The 20,826-nt window shown below is 64.8% G+C and carries 22 protein-coding genes; 12 read left to right on the top strand and 10 right to left on the bottom strand.

The features are described from left to right. Nucleotides 1–44 precede the first annotated feature (44 nt). From ACVILL_RS34255 to ACVILL_RS34235, 5 genes are all read right to left on the bottom strand, one after another. On the bottom strand, nt 45–1,001 hold the full coding sequence (locus tag ACVILL_RS34255; protein ID WP_456733082.1) for an NUDIX hydrolase: 957 nt from the start codon (nt 999–1,001) through the stop codon (nt 45–47). A gap of 14 nt (nt 1,002–1,015) precedes the next feature. Continuing rightward, on the bottom strand, nt 1,016–1,426 hold the full coding sequence (locus ACVILL_RS34250; RefSeq protein WP_456733081.1) for a hypothetical protein: 411 nt from the start codon (nt 1,424–1,426) through the stop codon (nt 1,016–1,018). Nucleotides 1,427–1,578: 152 nt separating this feature from the next. Continuing rightward, nucleotides 1,579–2,859, bottom strand: coding sequence for an O-acetylhomoserine aminocarboxypropyltransferase (locus tag ACVILL_RS34245; RefSeq protein WP_456733080.1), 1,281 nt, complete (start codon nt 2,857–2,859; stop codon nt 1,579–1,581). 150 nt (nt 2,860–3,009) lie between these two features. Then, nucleotides 3,010–3,594 carry a CoA-binding protein gene (locus tag ACVILL_RS34240; RefSeq protein WP_456733079.1) on the bottom strand — a complete coding sequence of 195 codons (585 nt, stop codon included), beginning with the start codon at nt 3,592–3,594 and terminating at the stop codon, nt 3,010–3,012. A gap of 115 nt (nt 3,595–3,709) precedes the next feature. After that, nucleotides 3,710–4,537 carry an enoyl-CoA hydratase gene (locus ACVILL_RS34235; RefSeq protein ID WP_456733078.1) on the bottom strand — a complete coding sequence of 276 codons (828 nt, stop codon included), beginning with the start codon at nt 4,535–4,537 and terminating at the stop codon, nt 3,710–3,712. 70 nt (nt 4,538–4,607) lie between these two features. Between ACVILL_RS34235 and ACVILL_RS34230 the strand changes: the two genes are divergently transcribed. From ACVILL_RS34230 to ACVILL_RS34205, 6 genes are all read left to right on the top strand, one after another. Next, the gene (locus ACVILL_RS34230) at nt 4,608–5,036 is read left to right on the top strand and encodes a PaaI family thioesterase (RefSeq protein WP_456733077.1); all 429 of its coding nucleotides are present in this window, start codon (nt 4,608–4,610) and stop codon (nt 5,034–5,036) included. 152 nt (nt 5,037–5,188) lie between these two features. Continuing rightward, a complete protein-coding gene (gene rplM, locus ACVILL_RS34225) occupies nt 5,189–5,653 on the top strand; it encodes a 50S ribosomal protein L13 (protein WP_021079117.1) in 465 nt (154 codons plus the stop codon). Beyond that, nucleotides 5,653–6,129 carry a 30S ribosomal protein S9 gene (gene rpsI, locus ACVILL_RS34220; RefSeq protein WP_028333930.1) on the top strand — a complete coding sequence of 159 codons (477 nt, stop codon included), beginning with the start codon at nt 5,653–5,655 and terminating at the stop codon, nt 6,127–6,129. The genes rplM and rpsI overlap by 1 nt, the downstream gene beginning before the upstream one ends. 244 nt (nt 6,130–6,373) lie before the next feature. Then, on the top strand, nt 6,374–7,591 hold the full coding sequence (locus ACVILL_RS34215) for a GGDEF domain-containing protein (protein WP_456733076.1): 1,218 nt from the start codon (nt 6,374–6,376) through the stop codon (nt 7,589–7,591). Nucleotides 7,592–7,634: 43 nt separating this feature from the next. Next, nucleotides 7,635–7,871: a hypothetical protein gene (locus ACVILL_RS34210; protein ID WP_456733075.1), complete on the top strand. Its 237-nt coding sequence runs from the start codon at nt 7,635–7,637 to the stop codon at nt 7,869–7,871. A gap of 113 nt (nt 7,872–7,984) precedes the next feature. Further along, the gene (locus tag ACVILL_RS34205) at nt 7,985–8,281 is read left to right on the top strand and encodes an antibiotic biosynthesis monooxygenase family protein (RefSeq protein ID WP_076857811.1); all 297 of its coding nucleotides are present in this window, start codon (nt 7,985–7,987) and stop codon (nt 8,279–8,281) included. 7 nt (nt 8,282–8,288) lie between these two features. On the opposite strand, the gene ACVILL_RS34200 is transcribed toward ACVILL_RS34205, so the two are convergent. Continuing rightward, nucleotides 8,289–9,449, bottom strand: coding sequence for an AI-2E family transporter (locus ACVILL_RS34200; RefSeq protein ID WP_456733074.1), 1,161 nt, complete (start codon nt 9,447–9,449; stop codon nt 8,289–8,291). Between the two features lie 277 nt (nt 9,450–9,726). Between ACVILL_RS34200 and ACVILL_RS34195 the strand changes: the two genes are divergently transcribed. Further along, nucleotides 9,727–10,494 carry a gamma-glutamyl-gamma-aminobutyrate hydrolase family protein gene (locus ACVILL_RS34195; protein ID WP_456733073.1) on the top strand — a complete coding sequence of 256 codons (768 nt, stop codon included), beginning with the start codon at nt 9,727–9,729 and terminating at the stop codon, nt 10,492–10,494. Between the two features lie 115 nt (nt 10,495–10,609). On the opposite strand, the gene ACVILL_RS34190 is transcribed toward ACVILL_RS34195, so the two are convergent. Further along, a complete protein-coding gene (locus ACVILL_RS34190) occupies nt 10,610–10,813 on the bottom strand; it encodes a hypothetical protein (RefSeq protein WP_456733072.1) in 204 nt (67 codons plus the stop codon). A gap of 277 nt (nt 10,814–11,090) precedes the next feature. On the opposite strand from ACVILL_RS34190, the gene ACVILL_RS34185 reads away from it, so the two are divergent. Then, nucleotides 11,091–11,228 carry a hypothetical protein gene (locus ACVILL_RS34185; RefSeq protein ID WP_456733071.1) on the top strand — a complete coding sequence of 46 codons (138 nt, stop codon included), beginning with the start codon at nt 11,091–11,093 and terminating at the stop codon, nt 11,226–11,228. Nucleotides 11,229–11,342: 114 nt separating this feature from the next. Here the strand turns inward: ACVILL_RS34185 and ACVILL_RS34180 are convergent, their stop codons facing one another. Further along, nucleotides 11,343–12,167 (bottom strand): hypothetical protein, encoded by an 825-nt coding sequence (locus tag ACVILL_RS34180; RefSeq protein WP_456733070.1) that lies wholly within the window; start codon nt 12,165–12,167, stop codon nt 11,343–11,345. Between the two features lie 605 nt (nt 12,168–12,772). Here ACVILL_RS34180 and ACVILL_RS34175 point away from each other — a divergent pair. From ACVILL_RS34175 to ACVILL_RS34160, 4 genes are all read left to right on the top strand, one after another. Then, nucleotides 12,773–15,046, top strand: a complete 2,274-nt coding sequence (locus tag ACVILL_RS34175; RefSeq protein WP_456733069.1) for a PAS domain S-box protein — start codon at nt 12,773–12,775, stop codon at nt 15,044–15,046. Nucleotides 15,047–15,145: 99 nt separating this feature from the next. Then, entirely contained in the window at nt 15,146–15,802 is a 657-nt protein-coding gene (locus tag ACVILL_RS34170) for a glutathione S-transferase family protein (protein ID WP_456733068.1), read from the top strand. A gap of 78 nt (nt 15,803–15,880) precedes the next feature. Further along, complete coding sequence (locus ACVILL_RS34165; protein WP_456733067.1) at nt 15,881–16,939, top strand: dipeptidase; 1,059 nt, start codon at nt 15,881–15,883, stop codon at nt 16,937–16,939. A 138-nt stretch (nt 16,940–17,077) separates the two neighbouring features. Further along, nucleotides 17,078–18,145, top strand: a complete 1,068-nt coding sequence (locus ACVILL_RS34160; RefSeq protein ID WP_456733066.1) for an extracellular solute-binding protein — start codon at nt 17,078–17,080, stop codon at nt 18,143–18,145. 232 nt (nt 18,146–18,377) lie between these two features. On the opposite strand, the gene ACVILL_RS34155 is transcribed toward ACVILL_RS34160, so the two are convergent. Further along, on the bottom strand, nt 18,378–19,607 hold the full coding sequence (locus tag ACVILL_RS34155) for an ABC transporter substrate-binding protein (protein ID WP_456733065.1): 1,230 nt from the start codon (nt 19,605–19,607) through the stop codon (nt 18,378–18,380). Nucleotides 19,608–19,793: 186 nt separating this feature from the next. Continuing rightward, a complete protein-coding gene (locus ACVILL_RS34150; protein ID WP_456733064.1) occupies nt 19,794–20,771 on the bottom strand; it encodes a GlxA family transcriptional regulator in 978 nt (325 codons plus the stop codon). Between the last annotated feature and the right edge of the window lie 55 nt (nt 20,772–20,826).

The following is a 20,826-nucleotide window of genomic DNA, read 5'->3' as shown; positions in this document are numbered from 1 at the left end:
CGTGAGCATAAGATGGCTTATACTTATCCTGAGCATAAGACCTGTCAAGTGCGCGAAAGCGGAAGCTTGGTGCCGGCGGCGGCCCGTTCGGCCAGAACGGCGTGGCGGAAGCGGAACAGCTTGGCCGGCCGTCCGACGGTATCGGCGGCCATTGCACCAGTCTCTTCAACGAGTTCCTGCTGCTCGATGAGCCGCCGGAAATTCTGCTTGTGGACCAGTCGGCCTGCGAGCGCCTCAACACTGCGTTGCAGTTGCAGCAGGGTGAACTCGGCCGGCATCAGCTCGAAGACCACCGGACGGTATTTGATCTTGGCGCGCAGCCGCGCGATTCCGGTTGCGAGGATGCGGCGATGATCCGCCGTCATCGGCTTGCCCGGCACGACCGGTGCTTCACGGCCGCGCGAATAGTTGGCTTCCGGGATCAGCGATGCCTCCCAGAGCAGCTCATAGCGCTGCAACACCAGTTCTTCGTTCCAGTCGCGATCATCGAGACCGAAGGTGATGGCGCAGCGCTGCCAGCGCTCGCGCTGCAAGGTCGGTGACGGCGCTGCCTTCGCCCAGGCTTTCAGCTTCGGCGCGATCGTCTTGGCGAGGCAAGCCGGCGCGCCGGCGCGATGATCCTCCCAGGGGAAGTAGTCGTACCAGCCGGACCAGTGCGCCTCGAAGCCTTCGCCGACCCGGTCCTCGCGGGTCAGGCCGAGATAGCTGATCGAGACGCTATGCGGCCCCTTGACGTCGCCGGAGCGCCCGCGGTCGGCGAAGGTGTAGAGCTGCTCGACGTAGCCGAGCGGATGGCCGGTCTGGGCCTCGACCCAGGCCCGCAGCGCGGTCTGCAGCGAGCGGTGGGTGAACTCGAACGGACCGCTCGGCAGCGCCGAGCCGCCGGCGATGGTCATGGTCTTCGGCGTGCCGTCGGTGACGGCGACCAGCACCGCGACGAGGTCGGCGGTGACAGCGTTTCCCGAGGCCGGTGCGCTGGATTTCTGCGGCGATCTGGCCACGCGATGGTTCCGCGCTAGCAGTAGCCGTAGACGCCGCAGGCGTAGGGCAAGCGGTCCCAATAGGTCACATAGGCGCCGCCGTAGTACGGGCCGAGATAGCTGTAGGAGCGAGCGTCGCCGTAATAGCCGGGTAGTGCCGCCGATCCGGGCAGCAGCGGTTCGCCAGGCGGGAACACGATATACGGCTCAGAATTGAGCGGGATCACCACGGGCTCAACGACCACGGGCTCGACGACCACGAGCTGGCGCCCACGCCGCACATAGGTCGGCCCCGTAATGGTGGTGCGGTAGGCGTAGTGCCGGCGCGGCAGGCCGGCCGGCAGCTGGCGTGCAGCCTTGACGGTGGCGGGCTTAGGGGCGTCGGCGGCCTCGGCGGGCGGAAGCGCAAACAGCGCGATCGCGAGCGGCAAAATCCAGCGCAGCATCAATGGTCTCCCGAATCATCCGGAGCCTATCACTGCCACTTTAAGCCGGATTGAACGTTAACGAGAGACCTGTCGGTATTAAGCGTTAACGAGATCGTCGGGGAAAATTGCCGGAGCGATGCGGGCGCACCGCTCCGGAACCGTCGGCCGGATCAGGCGCGCAGGGCCTGGTCGAGGTCCGCGATCAGATCTTCCTTGTCCTCGATGCCGATCGAGAGCCGCACCACCTCGGGCGCCGCGCCCGACTTCACCTTGGCGGCGTCGTCGAGCTGGCTGTGCGTGGTGGAGGCCGGATGGATCACCAGCGAGCGGGTGTCGCCGACATTGGCGAGATGCGAGAACAGTCTCAGGTTCGACACCAGGTTGACGCCCGCGTCATAGCCGCCCTTGAGGCTGAAGGTGAACACCGCACCGGCACCCTTCGGCGCGTATTTGCGCTGCAGGGCATTGTACCTGTCGCCGGGCAGGCCGGCATAGTTCACCGCCGAGACGGCGGGGTGGGTGGAGAGGAATTCCGCCACCGCCTTGGCATTGTCGCAGTGCTTCTGCATGCGCAGCGGCAGCGTCTCGATGCCCGTGAGGATCATGAAGGCGTTGAACGGCGACAGCGCGGGACCGAGGTCGCGCAACCCGAGCACGCGGCAGGCGATCGCGAAGGCGAAATTACCGAAGGTCTCCTGGATCCGGATGCCGTGATATTCCGGGCGCGGCTCGCTCAGCATCGGATATTTGTTGTCCTTCGACCAGTCGAAGGTACCGGCATCGACGATGATGCCGCCGAGCGAATTGCCGTGGCCGCCGAGGAATTTGGTCAGGGAGTGCACGACGATGTCGGCACCGTGATCGATCGGCTTGATCAGGTAGGGCGAGGCCAGCGTGTTGTCGACGATCAGCGGCACGCCGGCCTTGCGCGCGACGGCCGCGATCGCCTCGATATCGGTGATGCTGCCGGCCGGGTTGGCGATCGACTCGATGAAGATCGCCTTGGTGTGCGGCGTCACCGCGCGTTCGAAGGTTTCGATTTCGTCCGGATCGGCCCAGGCCACATTCCAGCCGAACGCCTTGAAGGCGTGGGTGAACTGGTTGATCGAGCCGCCATAGAGCTTGCGCGCGGCGATGATCTCGTCGCCGGGTTTCAAGAGCTGCTGCAGCACGACGAGCTGCGCCGCGTGGCCGGAGGCAACCGCCAGCGCCGCCGTGCCGCCTTCGAGCGCCGCGACGCGTTCCTCGAGCACGGCGTTGGTCGGGTTGCCGATGCGGGTATAGATGTTGCCGAAGGCCTGCAGGCCGAACAGCGAGGCGGCATGGTCGGCGTCGTTGAAGACGAATGACGTGGTCTGATAGATCGGCGTCGCCCGCGCGCCGGTGGTGGGATCAGGCTGCGCGCCCGCATGCACGGCGAGGGTGGAAAATCCCGGAAGGCGATCGGTCATTCTTTTGTATCCTGTTGTGGCCTGGTCGAAATGCGCGGCATGCTGATGGCGGTCACGCCCGCCGTCAAGCCGCGTCGGTACGCCCTCCGCGGCTTGAAACGGGCATGCTGCGCTCGATCGGATGATCGCGACGATTATTCCGCGGAAACGTCAGGGCGTCTCGGTTTTGTTTTTCGCCGCGCGGTCCGATGCCGCAGTCTGGCCGCCGCCAAAGCTCGTGCGGTTGAGGGACAACCGCATGCCCTGGGTCGGGATCGGCGCGCGCTTGGAACTGAGCGTGCGGGAATTGACGCCCATCCACGAGATCTCCGACGACAGCCGGCCATACTCGATCTTCGGGCAGCGATTCATCACCACCTTGAGGCCGGCGGCCTCCGCCTTTTCGGCCGCGGCATCGTCGCGTGCGCCGAGCTGCATCCAGATCACCTTCGGCAGCGGTGACAATTTCAGCGCCTCCTCGACGACAGGCATGATGTGGCTCGAATTGCGGAAGATGTCGATCATGTCGATCGGGCGGCCGATATCGGCAAGCGAGGCGACGAACGGCTTGCCCATCAGCTCCTTGCCGACATGGCCGGGGTTGACCGGGATCATGTCGTAGCCGCGCTGCGCCAGATATTTGAAGGCGAAATAGCTCGGCCGCACGTTGACCGGCGAGGCGCCGACCATCGCGATCGATTTGACGTTGTTCAGGATGCTGCGGATGTAGTTGTCGTCGTAGGCGTCGTGATTCATCTGCTTTCCTTAGATCCTCATGGTGAGGAGCGCGGAACGCGCGTCTCGAACCATGAGGCAACATACGGGCCTGCATCCTTCGAGACGCCGCTGGCGCGGCTCCTCAGGATGAGGATTATCGATCCTGCCACTTCGGATCACGCTTCTCGATGAAGGCGCCGATACCTTCCTCGGCGTCGCGCGCCATCATGTTTTCGGTCATCACCTCGGCGGCGAAACGATAGGCGTCGGCGAGGTTCATCTCGGCCTGGCGATAGAACGCCTCCTTGCCGAGCTTGACGGTGTAGGCCGATTTCAGCGCGACCTTCTCGGCCAGCGCGATCGCGGCGTCGCGTTCGGTGCCTGCCGACACCACGCGGTTGACGAGACCGATGCTCTGCGCCGTCGCCGCGGAGACCGGTTCACCGGTCAGCAGCATTTCCATCGCCTGCTTGCGCGGCACGTTGCGCGACAGCGCCACCATCGGGGTCGAGCAGAACAGCCCGATGTCGACGCCCGGTGTCGCGAACGCCGCCGCATCGGAGGCGACCGCGAGGTCGCAGCTTGCGACGAGCTGGCAGCCGGCGGCGGTGGCGACGCCCTGGACGGAGGCGACCACCGGCTTCGGCAGGCGCACGATCGTCTGCATCATCGCGCTGCAGGCGTTCATGATCTGCGCGAAATAAGCGCGGCCGCGATCGGCGTCGGTGCGGCGCGCGGTGAGCTCCTTGAGGTCGTGGCCGGCGCAGAACGCCGGACCGTTGGCGGCGAGCACGACGGCACGAATGCGCTTGTCGCCGCCGATATCGTTCAGCGCAGCGTGCAGCTCGCCGATCAGGCCTTCGGAGAGGCTGTTGCGCGCCGCCGGGCGATTGACCGTCAGGAGCGCGATACTGCCGACGGTTTCGCGCAGCAGGATCGGCTGGTGTTGTGGCGCTTCCGCGCGGACGGCCTGGGCGGACATGACGAAATTCCTCTATCGTGTCTGTGACAATTTAATGTAACAGGCAGGCTGAAGCGAGGGCAGGGACCGCATGGCGATTGCGAAAATGAGCGTGGCTGATCTGGAGGAGTTCCTGCGCAAGGAATTTCCGCAGGCGTTCACCCACGACGACATCAGGATCGAAAGCGCCGACGGCGAGACGGCCCTGCTGCGCCAGCGCTTCAGCGAGCGCATGTTGCGCCCGGGCGGCACCGTGTCCGGGCCGACCCTGATGGGGCTGGCGGATTTCGCGATGTATGTGGTGCTGTTGTCGGCGATCGGGCCGATCGGCCTCGCCGTCACCACCAACCTCAACATCAATTTCCTGCGCAAGGGCCAGCCGGGCCAGGACGTGCTCGCGGTCGCCAAACTGCTCAAGCTCGGCAAGCGGCTTGCGGTCGGCGAGGTGAACCTGCTGTCCGGCACTTCGCCCGATCCGATCGCGCATGTTACGGCGACCTATTCCATTCCAAATCCATAGTCTTTTTTGCGGTATTATTGCACCATATTTTTAAGTCATTGTTTTTTCTGATGTAATTATGGTGTGTCGACGTTGACGCGCGGCTACGGCTTCTCTAGAAAGCCGCCAGTTCGGCGCATACGGCGCCGATTTCCTTTTCACGGATTTCACACATGAGCACGTTCTCGGCCAAGCCCGCCGAAGTGACGAAGAAGTGGGTTGTGATCGACGCCAAGGGTCTGGTCGTCGGTCGTCTCGCCACGCTCGTCGCGATGCGCCTGCGCGGCAAACACCTGCCCACCTACACCCCGCATGTCGATTGCGGCGACAACGTCATCATCGTCAACGCCGCGCATGTGGTGCTGACCGGCCGCAAGCGCGACCAGAAGACCTACTACAAGCACACCGGCTTCATCGGTGGCATCAAGGAGCGCACCGCGAAGCAGATCCTCGAGGGTCGCTTCCCCGAGCGCGTCGTCGAGAAGGCGATCGAGCGCATGATCCCGCGCGGCCCGCTCGGCCGCATGCAGATGGGCAACCTGCGCGTCTATCCGGGTGCCGAGCATCCGCATGAAGCCCAGAGCCCCGAGAAGGTCGATATCGCTTCCCTGAATCGCAAGAACACGAGGGCCGCATAATGTCCGATACGTTGCAGTCCCTCGACCAGCTCTCGCAGGTCAAGCCGGCGGCGCCCGACGCGCCGAAGTACGTCAAGAAGGTCGACAAGTACAACCGCGCTTACGCCACCGGCAAGCGCAAGGACGCGGTCGCCCGCGTCTGGGTCAAGCCCGGTTCGGGCAAGATCTCGGTCAACACCCGCGAGTTCGAAGTCTACTTCGCCCGCCCGGTGCTGCGCATGATGATCCAGCAGCCGCTGGTCGCGGCCGCGCGTAACGGCCAGTACGACGTGATCTGCACCGTCGCCGGCGGCGGTCTGTCCGGCCAGGCCGGTGCGGTTCGCCACGGCATCTCGAAGGCGCTGACCAACTTCGAGCCCGAGCTGCGCGGCGTCCTCAAGAAGGGCGGCTTCCTGACCCGCGATAGCCGCTCGGTCGAGCGCAAGAAGTACGGCAAGGCGAAGGCCCGCAAGTCCTTCCAGTTCTCGAAGCGCTAATTCGAGTTCTAAAATTCGCGGCAATTGCCGCGCGCATCGAGTTGCAGAGGGCGCCGCGAGGCGCCCTTTTTGCTGCGCCTGGCGGCGTGTGCTTCGACGAATTAGCGCAGTTTTTCATGAAAACTTGCGTGTGCGTGCAAACGAAATTGGAACTCGGGCCTTCTAGCGTGACATCTCGCACTGGCGCTGCATCACCGTATTAATTGCGCCTGCGAACGTTGCATCACCGGGCTGGGGTGACTTTATGTCGTTCGATCCATCGACACTGTATTTGTTCGCCACCATGGTCGCGGGCATGCTCGGCGCCATGCTCTGGTTGTTCGGCAGGCAGGAGAACATTGCCGCGCTGAAATGGTGGGGCACCGCCTATCTGCTCGGCGCGACGTCGGTCGCGCTCTGGACGGTCGGCAGCACGATGCTCGATCCTCTCGTCCTGCTGGGCCTCAACGCGATCGGCTTCGTCGCCTGCGGCATGGTGTGGAATGCCTCGCGCATCTTCCACGGCCGCAAGGCCAATCTGCCGGGCCTCGTGCTCGGCCCGGTCGCGTGGATCGGTGCCGTAACGACGGTGGAAGATCCGGCTCTCCGCCTGACGATCGGCGCCGCGATCGTCGCGATCTACGCCGCGCTGACCGCCTCCGAACTCTGGGGCGAGCGCCGCCGCGCAATGCAAAGGCGCTGGATTGCGATCGTCATCCCGGTCGCCCATGGCTGCGTGCTGATGCTGCCGATCCTGATCGGCGACCTGCTGCGACTTAACGGCCAGAATTTGGTCTCCAGCTTCTGGGTCACGCTGTTCTCGATCGAGCTCGTGCTGTACGCGATCGGCACGGTGTTCGTGATCTTCATGATGGTGTCGGACCGCGCGGTGGCCGTGCACAAGACCGCCGCGTCGATCGATCCCTTGAGCGGCATGCTCAATCGCCGCGGCTTCTCCGAGGCCTGCGCGCGCGTGATCGAGCGCGAGGCCGACGGCGGCCGGCCGGTCACGGTGATGATCTTCGACCTCGACCACTTCAAGTCGATCAACGACCGGTTCGGCCATCCCGCGGGCGACGAGATCCTGAAACTGTTCTCCGCCGTGGTGGTCAACAATCTCAGGATCAGCGATCTGTCGGGCCGGATCGGCGGCGAGGAGTTCGCGGCGCTGCTGCCGTGCTCGCTGGAGGAGGGCGTGCTGGTCGCCGAGCGCGTGCGCGAGGCCTTCGAGAACAGCAACATCAGCTGCGAGGAAGGTGCGGTCGACACCACGGTCAGCATCGGCGTCGCCGGCGGACCCGCCGGGACCGAGCTCGAGGTGCTGCTGGCCGCGGCCGATACCGCGCTCTACCAGGCCAAGCGCGGCGGCCGCAACCGCGTCGAGGCGGCGGAGGAATTGCCGCTCTCGCTGGAGAACTGGCGGCGCAAGACGGCGGGCCTGCCGGCATCGGAGCGGCAGAAGCCGGCGATCGCCCGGATATAACAGCGGTAACGACTGGTTAACCATTCGATCCCATGCTTTCGGCATGGAGTCGATCAGCACCCGCAATCCGCAATCCGCCCTGATGTCGCTCGAAGCCGACGCGGTTTCGGCGCGCGGCGGCTTCGCATGCCTGTTCGCGGACTCGCATGAATACGAGACGGCGCTGATCGCCGAACGGCGTGCGCAGGGGCGGTATGAACCGCCGAAGAGTCGGTGGCCGCTCGTGATGCTGCTCGGCGTGATGCTGATGGTCATCGGTACAGTCCTGCTGTTCCGTTGAGCCGCTGCAAGATCGGCGGAGGAGGCGCCCGCGCGGGCGCCTTTTGCTTTTGGGCCGGCTGGGCTAGAGACGGGGCCTTTCCCAAGGGATGCCAAAAGGGAGGCCACGGCCCGATGATCACGGAAATCGCACAGATCGACGTCAAGCCCGGCAGCGAGAAGGATTTCGAGGCCGCGGTGGCCAAGGCGCGCCCGCTGTTCCTGCGCGCCAAGGGCGGCAAGGGGTTCGAACTGCACCGCTCGATCGAGAAGCCGTCGCGCTACCGGCTGGTGGCCAAGTGGGAGACGCTGGAGAACCACACCGTCGATTTCCGCGGCTCCGAGGATTTCACCGCCTGGCGCGCGCTGGTCGGCCCGTATTTCGCGGCGGCGCCCGAGGTCGAGCACACCGAGACCGTGCTGACGACTTGAGGTTGGTTTACGCTGCCTTTGCAGGCGCTTGGTCCTCCGCCTTGAAGTGATCGATCATCACCTTGGCGATCGCCATCAGCGGCAGGGCCAGCGCCAGCCCCCAGATGCCGAACACAACGCCGAGCAGGATCTGGAACGCGAACAGCGTTGCCGGCGGAATGTCGAGCGCCTGGCGCTGGATGATCGGCGTCAGCACGTAGCTTTCCAGCGCGTGAACGCCGAGGAACAGGACGAAGGCGGACAGCGCCGCGATCCACCCCGTGGCGAGGCTCGCCAGCACCACGATCAGCCCGCCGAGGATCGCGCCGACCGTCGGGATGAAGGCGAGCAGGCCAGCCTGGATGCCGAGGATGAACGAGCTCGGAATGCCGATGACGGCAAGGCCGATCCAGGTCACGAGGAACACCGCGGCCATGGTGATGATCTGTGCGATCAGCCAGCGCTCCAACGTCTCGCCGATCCGGTCGACGATGATGGTCACCTGCGCGCGCCATTTGGCCGGCGCGATGAACAGCAATCCGGCGCGGTAGATGCTCGGCTGGGCCGCGAAGGCTAGCCCGAGGAACAGCACGATGAAGAAGTTGCCGACGACACTGACGGTGCCGAGCAGCACCTTCAGCGTCTGGCCGATGATGGCGCCGCCGCTCGAAGCCAGCGCGCTGGCGCCGGGGATGCCGTGGGACTGGGACGTCGGGGACTGCGACGTTGCGGGCGTCGTCGTCGTCGTGGTCGTCACGGCGGTGCCTTCGCCCTTGGCATCGCCGGCGGCGTTGGTGAAATCGAGATAGCTGGTGTCGACGCCATGCTGCTCGAGGAAGTCCTTGACGCTGCCGAGCTGCGATTTGATCGTGTTGCTCAAGACCGTCGCCTGCTGGGCGATCGTGGTGCCGCCGAGGAACACGATGCCGGACAATAGCCCGGCCATCGCCAGGCAGACGATCGCAAGCCGCAACGCGTGCGGCAGCCCGGTCAGCCGGCCGAGCAGGGTGGTCATGGCGTTGAGGGCGACCCCGAGCAGCATGCCCGCGAACAGCAGGAACAGGGTCGCGGCGAAATGCCAGGCGAAGCTCAGGAGGGCAGCGAACAGCACGGCGCCGATGCCGCCGACGGCGATCGCCCATGCCAAGTCGTTGCGGGCCTGCAGGCGATTGTCAGCCGAGTCTGTCACGGGTGATTCCCCCTTCGCGACGTGTCCGGAGCAGTCTTTGGCGAAAATCCCGCCGGGATCAAGTTGCCGAGGCCGTGCCGGTTTGCCGCTGACGGCCCTGGCGCCGGGCAAGACCGCCGGGCCTCCGGCTCGTTTTGGGGCCCTTGGCCCTGCGAATCTGTGCAGGACTGCAAGCCCCCCTGTGCAGATATAGACAGTTGATCCGGCGGGAACTCGAAGGCATGATCCTCTCCGCAACGTCGCAAACTTAGAAGAAACATTGCGCGAGACTTCGATAATGAGACGGCCCGTGGTTGGCGTGATCGGAAACGCCCATCGCATAGAAAATCGTTTCACAGTCCAGATGGTCGGGGAGCGCAACCTTCGCGCGGTTGCCGAGGTGTCGGGTGCCGTGCCGCTGATGTTCGCGGGCAGTCCCGAGATCACCGAGGTGGGCGCCTTGCTCGACGTGGTCGACGGCGTCGTCCTGACCGGAGCCCGCGCCAACGTTCATCCGACCCGCTTCAATACCGAACCCTGCGCGGCGCACGAGCCCTACGACATCCACCGCGACGACGTTGCGCTGGCGCTGTCGGAGGCCTGCGTGGCGCGCGGCGTGCCGATCTTCGGCATCTGCCGCGGCCTGCAGGAGATGAACGTCGCGTTCGGCGGCTCGCTGCATCCGGAGATCCGCGAGATTCCCGGCCGCATGAACCACCGGATGCCGCGGCTTGAGAACGGTGAAATCCATCCCGATCCCACCGTGGTGTTCGCCGACCGTCACGACGTCGCGCTCACGCCCGGTGGCGCATTTGCAAAGATCCTCGGCTGCGAGAGCATTCGGGTCAATTCGTTGCACGGCCAGGGCATCCTCGAGCCCGGCAAGCGCGTCGTGATCGAGGGCGTCGCCGAGGACGGCACCATCGAGGCGATCCGCATTGCGGATGCGCCCGGCTTTGCGCTCGGTGTGCAATGGCACGCCGAATACGATCCGCAGCGCAACCCGATCAACCGCGCGCTGTTCGAGGCCTTCGGCGACGCGCTGCGCGAGCGGCGGGCGGCGTAGGGGCTGCGGCGGTACTAAACCTCGTCATTGCGAGGACGCGATAGACGGCTGTGGATGGGGATGCAGCTTCGCGTTCTCGCGACATGATTTGCCGTCGGGTTGTTTTGTCGCACCGTCACCGGCCGGGATGCGTCTCAATGGTCGTTTTGGCCTTTGCAATCGCCTCTTGAGTGCTCGGGTAGGTTTGCGTCCTGATCGACGGTCCTCCGGCAAGAGGCGCGATCTCGACCAGATAACCGCCGCCGCGCTGCTCGACGATCTTTAGCTGGTAGCCCTGGTATTCGATCCGCTCGGCTGACATGTCGAATCCGTCAATCACACTCCCGACCTCTGGCGAATGCAGTCTTCCAATGACGAGCACGCGGTTCCGTTCCTAACGAACATTACGCAAGGTGCAGTTGTCCGCTGCCGAACGGGATAGGCCAGGGCGGGAACCCGTCCCGGGAAACCAAGGACACCGGTTCTGACCGACATGGACTATCCCGTGGCGGCCCCGGATCAATCGGCCCCGGGAAAGAGGCGTACTTATTGCGATACGAAAAGTGGCGGATTGCCGTGCCGGACTCGGCTAAGCAACAGCGGAAAGCCACCCGATATTGCCCGGCGCCAACAATACCTTTCCGACTGTTTTCCTTCTCCTGCTCGCGCCGGGCTTCATCCATGGCGTCACCTTGCCGGGCATTCTGCTCGCGGGCGGCGCGATGCTGCTCCATATGATTTTCGGTCCCAGCTAACGCGGTAACGGCGTGATGTTTTGAAGCGGCGGAGATCATGCGCGCTCGCTGGTTGGCAAGCCGATCAAGGTGCACATATTCTCTTTAGCTATCGCAGAGCGACCATAACTTGCATCAACGCGCCGACCATGGCCATGGCGACGGTTGCGGGTTGTTGGGGCGCGGCCGCGCCGCGGGCGGTGCCGGCTTGCGCGTCTGGGCGACACTGCTCGACGGCCGCGGGCGCGGTACTGGCGGGCGTGGTATTGCTATGTCCGAGTTTGCGGTTGCCTGTTCAGGACTCACTTTCGGCTGTTCGGAGCTTACCTTCGGCTCTTCGGGCATCACCTTTGGCACGGACACGTTGGCGATGACACCGGCCAGTTGCTCTTGGCTTGCATTGAGCCGGTCGGTGATCGCCTGGCTTTCGCGTGCCATCTGAGTCTGGTTTGCCTTGATCTGGTCGATGACAGTGTTGTTGCGTGTCAATTCCGCCTGGCTCGTCTTGAGTTGGCTTGCTAGGTCTTCATTGTCGCGGACCAATTGTTGCTGCCTTGCCTCAAGCTGTACGACCGCTTGCCTCAAGGCGGCGAGATCGCGCGCCATCGACGCGTGCTGCTGAGCCAGGTCGGACGAAGGGGCAGCGTCCTTCGGTGCAACCTCTTTCGGCGTGCTTTGCGCAACGGGTGAGGGGCCGGCGGGAGCCACGATCGCCGTCTCACCGGATGACGACCACCACCAGGCAGCGGCACTAATGGATGCTGCCGACAGAAAACCGATAACAGCAAAGTGGCGCCAATCGGCCAATCGAAGGAACGTTGCTGGCCACGCGCGAAACGCGTTCACGCCGGTCGGCCGGCCCGAAGGACTGATTTCAGCTTCGCGCGCGAAATTCGCAAGCTGCTCTTCCAAGCTCGCGAGCCGCCCCTTCACGACCTTGTCGTCCAGCATGGAATCCATTTTGTGCTCCGCATCAAATGCGCGTCGCCCGCCATGAGCGCAGGTCTGCTCTTCGGCGAGCTAACATTTAACGGCACGCAGGTGGGGCATTTGCAGCTTACCCGAGGATGAGCATGCAGCCTGCACGTCACATCGGCTTTTTCCTATTAATTCACTCCGCCGGAATTGTGCGGGATTTTGGCCGAGATCTTGCTGGTCCGCAATGCTACGGCATGATTGCGCTTGAGCGATGGCAGTTCGATCGGGAACGCTGTTTGCGCCCCATGCACCCCCCGGGCGCCGAACAGGCCCCCGATCCTCGCGGCGCCACGATAGCGCGACGGTCTGGTTCCTGGTCGCCTGCATCGACAGCGTCGCCAAGCGCCGGAGAGATCGGGCCGGACCCGCGGATACGGGCATCGGGCACGCACCGAAACTGCTTCTTCTCCGTACTAATACGGATACGAAAGTGGCGGATTGGCAGGCCGGACTCGGATAAGCAACAATGATATTGCTCCGGCACAGACGACGACCTGTCCGAATACTGTTTTTCCTTTTTCATTTTCGTGTGCAGCCGACACGATGAGTTGGTCGTGATGAATTTGTCGGGTCGTCTGGCGATGGGAATGATGCTTCCCGTCGTCGCGCTCCTGTTCGCGCTGGGCTTCATCCATGGCGTCACCTGGCCGGGCATTCTGTTCGCGGGCGGTGCGGTTGCGGTGGTGTTGATGACTGCTGAGATGATTGCGAGGTCGCTGTCCGGGAAGCCCGCCCAGATGGTGCGGGCGGGGGAGGCGCTGTCGCGCAGCCAGCAGACGGCGACGGGTACCGCCGGCCATGACGAGACGACCCAGCTCGCCGCCACGCTCGCTGAGCTGTCGGCGCAATTGGGCAGCAGGCAGCACCTGCTGGAAAAAACCGTCGAGAGCATCCGCGATCCGGTGGTGGTCGCCGATGAGCACGGGATGGTCGTGATCGTCAACGCCGCCGCGCGGCGGCTGTACAGCGTCGAGCCCGGTTTTGACACCATGACCGGCGTTCGCGCGTTCCAGAACTATTATGCCGACGGCACGACCGAGATGCCGATTTCGGACACGCCGATGGCGCGTGCGCTGCGCGGCGGTGACGTCGACGATTTCGAGCTGATCGTAAAGCCTCACCAGCCGGAACCGGCCGTCTGCCTCGTCGTCAACGCCCGGCCGCTGCGTGACGAGGCCGGCAATCTGCGCGGCGCGGTCGCCGTGCTGCACGACGTCACCGCGCAACGGCGGGCGCATCAGGCGCTGGTCGAGAGCGAGCAGATGGCGCAGGCGATCGTCAGGACCGCGCTCGACGCCTTCGTGCAGACCGACCAGGACGGCATCATTCTCGACTGGAGCCCGCAGGCCGAGGCGCTGACCGGCTGGACGCGCTCTGAGGCGGTCGGTTATCGCGTGGTCGAACTGGTATTCCCGGAAGAGCTTCGGGTTGCGCATCGCCAGCGCATCACCCGCTTCCTGCAGGAGGCCGCAGGCGGCGGCATGGGCATGCGCTATGAAACCGCCTCCGTGCATCGCGACGGCCACCGTTTCCATGTCGAGGTGTCGCTCAATGCGCTGCGCCGCGGCGATGGCTGGATCATCAATTCCTTTGTGAGGGACATCACCCAGCGCCGGATCGCCGAGGAGCAGCTGATCCAGGCGCAGAAGACGGAATCGCTCGGGCGGCTGACCGGCGGCATCGCGCACGACTTCAACAACATGCTGACGGTGATCACCGGCACGGTTGAGATCCTTGCCGACGGGGTCAAGGACAACCCGCAGCTTGCCGCGATCGCCAAGCTGATCAGCGATGCCGCCGATCGCGGCGCGCAGCTCACCTCGAGCCTTTTGGCGTTCGCGCGCAAGCAGCCGTTGCAGCCCGCCGAGACCGACGTCAACGACCTGATCGGCGAGGTGGTGCGGCTGCTGTCGCAGACGCTCGGCTCGCAGACCGAGATCAGGACGGAGCTTGCCCGCAACGCCTGGCTCGCCTTTGTCGACCGCAGCCAGCTTGGCGCGGCGCTGGTCAATCTCGGCATCAATGCGCGCGACGCGATGCCGGACGGCGGCACGCTGACCTTTGCGACCCGCAATATCCAGCTCGGGATTCCCGAAGCCGTGGCGCACGGCGTCGAGCGCGCCGGCGACCATCTCGTGATCGAGGTGGCCGATACCGGCACCGGAATTTCGCCGACGCATCTGGAGAAGATCTTCGATCCTTTCTTCTCCACCAAGGAGGTCGGGCAGGGCACCGGGCTCGGGCTCAGCATGGTGTTCGGCTTCGTCAAGCAAAGCAGCGGCGGCATCGAGGTCAGGAGCGAGCAGGGGCGCGGCACCATCTTCAGGATCTATCTGCCCAAGGCGGACGGCACCGCGCAGCGCGCGACCGAGGAGGACGATCTGCCGGTCAGGGGCGGCGACGAGACCATCCTGTGCGTCGAGGATGATCCTACGATCCGTGACTACGTCATGGGGCAGCTCGAAAGCCTCGGCTACAAGGTGCTGACGGCGGCCAACGCAGATGCGGCGCTCGCGATCGTTGGCCGCGGCACCGCGTTCGATCTCCTGTTCACCGACATCGTGATGCCCGGCAGCATGAACGGCCGGCAATTGGCGGAAACGCTGATGGCGGGGCGCCCGGCGCTGCGGGTGCTGTTCACTTCCGGCTACAGCGATGGCGTCCTGCCGGCCCAGCAGGGGCGCGGCGGCCACGGCATTCCGCTGCTGACCAAGCCCTACCGGCGCAGCGAACTGGCGCGGGTGCTGCGGCGCTGCCTTGATCTTCAGGTCGACTTCCAGGGCGATCCGGTTCCGCAGCCTTACTCCGTGCAGCCCGATCTCGAACGCTTTTTGCGCGAGAATCCGCCGGAAAAAAGCTAGGATCGGGACCCGCTGACAAGCGCGGCGGCGCAGCGATCATCGCGCGCCGCAAATCCACCAGCCGTGGCGCAGCCAATGCGCGCCAGGGAGAGACCTGTAATGAACATCACGATTACCGCCTTTGAGCGGTCGCCGGACGGCGGCAAGGGACTGGCGCGGGATACACGGGTGCGGTGGGCGCTTGAAGAGGTCGGGCAGCCCTACGCGGTTCGCCTGGTTTCGTTTCGGGCGATGAAGGAGCCCGCGCATCTGGGGCTGCATCCGTTCGGCCAGATACCAACCTATGAAGCGGACGGTCTCGCCCTGTTCGAGACGGGGGCGATCGTGCTCCACCTCGCCGAGCGCCATGCCGGCTTGCTGCCTGACGACGCGAATGCCCGGGCGCGCGCAATTTCGTGGATGTTCGCTGCGCTCAATACCGTGGAGCCGCCGATCCTCGAATTCGTAACTGCGTGGCTGTTCGAGCGCGACAAGCCGTGGCACGAGGCGCGCCTGCCGCTGGTCAAGGATCGTGTCCGGCAGCGGCTGGATCAGCTGTCGGATCGTCTGGGCGACGCCGACTGGCTCGACGGTGCGTTCAGCGCGGGTGACCTGATGATGGTGTCGGTGCTGCTCCGGCTGAAGCCTTCGGGCATGCTCGACGGACATCCTGTCCTGGCGGCCTATGTCGCCCGCGGTGAGGCGCGGCCCGCCTACAGGCGCGCTTTCGCGGCTCAGTTGGCGGTCAACAATCCGCAAGTCGCCAGCGACGCCTGATTCAGCGCGATGTTCCGTATGATGGGTATCGCTTCGCTCCACCCATCCCACAGCGGCTCGGCGAAGGAGAGCAGAGCGGTGCAGGACCACAGCAGGATCGCGATCTTCGACGGCCACAACGACGCGGCTCAGCACCTCATTGAGTATCGGGAAGACGGACGCGATTTCCTGGTGCGCTCGGAGCAAGGCCATCTCGATCTGCCGCGCGCCCGGGAGGGCGGCATGGTGGGCGGCCTGTTCGCGATGTACGCCAAGGCCGAACGACCGCTGGCAGACGCGTTCAGGCGGACCGCCGATGGATACGAGGTACGTCTCGCGGAACCGCTCGATGCGGCCTATGCGCGCCGTACCATCGAAGCCCAGTTGAGTGGGCTCGAGGCCATGGTGGGCCGCGCCGACGGACAAATCCGATGGGCGACGACCGTGGATGACATCGAGGCAGCACGGCGGGACGGGGCATTTTCAATCGTACTGCACCTGGAGGGCGCTGAGGCGATCGACGCCGATCTGGACGGGCTGGCACGGCTCTACGCCCGCGGCCTGCGTTCGCTCGGTCCGGTCTGGAGCCGTCCCAATATCTTCGGCCACGGCGTGCCGTTCGCCTATCCGCGTTCGCCGGACACCGGTCCCGGTCTGACGGATGCGGGGAAGGCGCTGGTGAAGGCCTGTAACGAGCTCGGAATCATGGTCGACGCAGCCCACCTCAACGAGCGCGGCTTCTGGGATCTGGCGACGCTGAGCACCGCGCCCATCGTGGTCACCCACGCCTGCGCGCATGCGGTTTGCCCCGCGACCCGCAACCTTACCGACCGGCAGTTCGACGCCATCAAGGCGTCAGGCGGCGTCGTCGGCTTCAATTTCAGCGTGTCCGAAGTGCGCCCGGACGGGCACCGTGACCCGGATGCTCCGATCGAGACGGTCGCCGACCACCTCGGCTACCTGGTCGAACGGATGGGTGACGATCACGTCGCCCTTGGGTCCGACTTCGATGGTGCGGTGATGCCGCTTCCGCTCAGGGACGCAAGCCATCTGCAGAATTTGATCCAGGCGTTGCGCGAGCGCGGCTTCGATGAGAGCACGCTGCGCAAGATCGCTTTTGACAACTGGATGCGGGTGTTGCGCCAAAGCTGGCGGTGATCATGGAGCGGAGCGAAACCCATCATCTCTCATGCGGCCGCTTTTTGATGGGTATCGCTTCGCTCTACCCATCCTGCGCGCTATGCTGCCTTGACAATGGCGCGGCCGGTCAACGGCCCGATCTCAGGGAGTGGATGGATGCAGGACCGCAAATGGTCGAGACGCGACTGGCTCAAGGTGACGGCGGCGGCCGCGACCGGCATGGTGTTCGCCGAACCGCTGCGAGCGGCGGCGCCGCCGGCGGAAGCCGTGACACCGGAGCTGATCGCCGCGGCGAAGAAGGAGGGCAAGATCTCGTTCTACAGCGCGCTGGAACTGAACACCGCCGAGCGCCTCGCGCGCGACTTCGAGCAGAAATATCCCGGGATCAGCGTCCGGGTCGAGCGGTCCGGCGCCGAGCGGATCTTCCAGCGCATCGCGCAGGAACAGGGCAGCGGCATCAATGCCGTCGACGTCGCCAACTCGACCGATCCCGCGCATTACCTCGACTGGAAGAAGAACGACTGGCTCGCCGCCTACATCCCGGAGGACGTCGCAAAGCATTTTCCGGTCGACCAGATCGATCCCGACGGCACGTCGGCGACATCCTGCGCCTGGTTCGAGGTGATCGGCTACAACACCGAGCAGGTGAAGCGCGAGGAGGCGCCGAAGAGCTACGCCGACCTGCTCGATCCGAAGTGGCGCGGCAAGATCGTCAAGGGCCACCCGAGCTATTCCGGCGCGATCATGACCGCGACCTTCGTGCTGGCGCGCGATCTCGGCTGGCCCTATCTGGAAAAGCTTTCGCAGCAACGGGTGATGCAGGTGCAGTCCGCGGCCGATCCACCGAAGAAGATCCTGCTCGGCGAGCGCGCCGTGATGGCGGACGGCAACGACTACAATCTCGTGCTCGCAAGGGATCAGGGCAAGCCGGTCGAGGCGGTCTATCCGACTGAAGGCGCGCCGCTGATCATCGTGCCGAGCGGCATCTTCAAGAGCGCGCCGAACCCGAATGCGGCGCGGCTGTTCCAGAGCTATTTCTTCAGCGCCGAGACCCAGCAGATGCTGGCCGACGAGTTCGCGCACCGCTCGTTCCACGGCAGGGTGAAGGAAAAGGCCGGGCACGTGCCGCTGGACAAGCTGAAGATGCTCAAGGCCGATCCGGCCCAGGTGCAGGCGCAGAGCGAGGAGATCAAGGCGCGCTACGCGAAGCTGTTCCGGGTGTAGGCGTTCGCCGAGCGAAAGCTAGTAGCGTCATTGCGAGCCACCGGTCGGCGCGGAGCGCCGCCGGATGACAGGCTCCGCGAAGCAATCCATCTCTCCGCGTGCGCGGATGCATGGATTGCTTCGTCGCGGAGTTTATCATCGGGCCGGCCAAAGGCCGGACCCGTTGGCTCCCCGCAACGACGGGGACAGTGCTCGGACAGCCCTAGGCCGCGCAGTGAGTGGCCGAGGTCAGTTACCCTCCTACCTCCGCACTGAGCATGGGCCCGAACAGCTCCCATCTCTCGCCCTTCAGTCGTCTGAGCTGCATCTGCTTGATCGGTGCGAAATCGATCGGGCTGGTGTTCATCGTGATTCCGGGCAGCAGGTTGTTGGTCCGGAAGCCCTTCAGGTTCGCCGCCTGCTTCATCACGTTCTCGCGCGTGAGATTGTCGCCGCACTGCTTCAGGACCTGAACCAGGGTCTGCGCCACGTTATAGCCCGTCATCACCAGGCCGTCGGCCCGATTGCCTTCGGGGAAATATTTGGCGAGATACTCGTCGAACGCCTTCATGCCGGGGTCGTCCTTCCACTGCGGATCGAGCGGATCCATCAGATAGGCCACCGAAACGATGCCCTGCGCGTTCTCGAAGCCGGCAGGCTGGATCACGGCGCCGAGCGAGGAGCCGACCGAATTGAGGATGTGCAGCGGCTTCCAGCCGATCTCCGCCACCTTCTTGATGGCCTGTGCCGCGAATTTCGGCGTGGCAATGTCGACGAAGACGTCGGCATTCATCGATTTCATCTTGACGATGTGCGTGTCGATCGTGGGCTCGGCCACCTCATATGCATCCTCGGCGATGATCATCGACGCCGCCTTGTCGCCGAGGCCGTCCTTCAGGCCCTTGAGATAGTCCTTGCCGTAATCGTCGTTCTGGTAGAGCACGGCGATTCTGCCATGCGGCTTTTCCTTCAGGATGTGCTTGGCGTAGATCCGGCCCTCGGCCTGATAGCTGGGCTGCCAGCCCATGGTCCACGGGAAGTTCTGCGGATCGTTCCACTTGGTCGCACCGGTCTGGATGAACAGCTGCGGCACCTTCTTCGTGTTCATGTACTTCTGGATGGCGCTGTTGGATGCCGTGCCGAGGGAGGCGAAGATCAGCAGGACCTCGTCGCCTTCGACGAGCTTGCGCGCCTGCTCGACCGTTTTCGGCGGACTGTAGCTGTCGTCGTAGGAGATGAAATTGATCTTGCGGCCATTGATGCCGCCCTCGGCATTGACCTTACGGAAATAGGCCGCCTGGGCGCGGCCGTTGGTGCCGTAGGCCGATGCCGGCCCGCTGTAGGGCATAATGTTGCCGATCTTGATTTCAGTATCGGATACGCCCGTGTCGTATTTCTTCTGGGCAGAGGCGCTGCCTGCACCGGCAGCGAGGATGATGACGGCAGTCGAAAGCGCCGCCATTCGTCGTGCGACGAAAGACATCTCGTTTCTCCCAAATGCAAGAATGAATGTGATTGTTTTATCGGGGGCCGCTTTCGGGTCCTTACGACCAGTGAACACCCGACCTCGGATATTGTCGATCCAGAACATCGCGCCTTGCGTGCGGCGTCCCGCCACTTCGGAGGGTTTGTCAGCGCTACTGACCGTAATCTTCCGGAAGTTCCGCGCCTACGCCGCGCGCATCGATCGCTGCGCACGGTAGGCTTGCGGCGACAGCAGGGTGAGCTTGCGAAAAGCCTTGCGAAAGCTGCCCTCGTCCTCATAGCCGGTGGCGCGGGCGATCGCCTTGATCGGCTGCGCCGTTGTCTCCAGCAGCGTGCGGGCGTGCTCGACGCGGCGGCGCGTGATGAAGGCCTGCGGCGGCTCGTGGGTCAATTCGCGGAAGCGGCGGTTCAGCGTGCGTTCGCTCAGGCCCAGTGCGTGGGCGAGGCCGCGCACCGTGATCGGCGCCTTGCCGGTGCGGCGCACCAGCATGTCCGCCTTGATCAGCAGCGGGTCCTGTCCGAGCATGTAGCCGAGCGGCATGAAGATCGCCTGCGTGCGCTGCGCGGTGTCGATCACGGCGTAGTCGGCGCAGACCTTTGCGACCTCGGGGCCTTCGACGAGCTCGATCAGCCGCAGCAGCAGATCGACCCACGACATCGGGCCGGCGGCGCAGACCAGGCGATCGGCCTGCGTGATGACGGCGTCGCTGGCGAGGTCGATCCTGGGATGGCGGCGGCGGAGCTCGCTCTGCAGCCACCAGGTGATGGTGGCGCGGCGCCCATCGAGCAGCCCGGCATTGGCGAGCAGCAGCACGCCGCTGCAGAAGGCGCCGATCAACCGGCCGCTGGCATGCTGCTGGCGCAGCCAGGCGCCGGCGCGGTCATATTGCGGTTGCAGGCGCTCGGCGGTGAGATGGTCGACGAGGCTGCCCGGCACGATGATCGCGTCAAATGCCGCTCGCTTGGTCACGGCGCCATCGACGGCGAGCAACTTGCCGCCGCCGGCGCGCACCGCCTTGCCGTCGAGCGAGAGTGTCTGCCAGCTGAAGCGCGCCTTGCCGCCGCGGAGCTGCATCACATGGTTGCCGAGCGTGAGGATGTCGGCGATGCCGGCGACCGCTGATTGCATGCAGCCTTCCAGCGCGAGGATCGCAAGCTTCATGGGACCTCCGGAGTTTTGCCGTCATCCTACCCGACCGGCGCGATCAGGCGGTGGC

Source organism: Bradyrhizobium sp. USDA 3364 (assembly GCF_054056355.1).
The sequence above is the reverse complement of the archived record's forward strand: the minus strand, read 5'-3'. Positions and strand labels throughout refer to the sequence as shown.